The organism is Methylobacterium sp. J-059 (genome assembly GCF_022829485.1).
Lineage (GTDB): Bacteria > Pseudomonadota > Alphaproteobacteria > Rhizobiales > Beijerinckiaceae > Methylobacterium.
Genome location: NZ_JAKSYA010000136.1, coordinates 1 through 344 on the forward strand (window position 1 = coordinate 1; position 344 = coordinate 344).

1 protein-coding gene is annotated in these 344 nt (G+C 65.7%); it reads left to right on the top strand.

Going from position 1 to position 344, the window contains the following annotated elements:
- Positions 1-154: 154 nt before the first annotated feature.
- Positions 155-344: hypothetical protein (locus MKK55_RS20135; RefSeq protein ID WP_243937328.1), on the top strand; the 190-nt coding region annotated here is incomplete at its 3' end.

Consider the following 344-nt stretch of genomic DNA (forward strand, 5'->3'; position numbering starts at 1 on the left):
TATCCGAGGTGCCCGGCTGCGCATTCCACGCGCTTACGGGTCCACGATCGAACGGATCGAACGGATCGAAACGAGCTTGAGCTTGGTTCTTCCATTCTCCGGTCGACCGACGGGAGAAGGCTGTCGCTTCTGGCGGCATGCGAGGAGAACCATCTTGCGCTCATCCATCATTGCCGCCGCCCTGTTCGCCGCGCTCGGCGCAGCGTCGCTCTCCACGTCCGCCTCCGCTGCACCGATGGGCCCGTCCGCCGCTGTGGCCGCACCCGCCGAGCTGGTGACGAATGTCCGCATGGAGCGCCGGATGATGCATCGTCGTATGATGCGCCGGCCGATGATGCGCCACC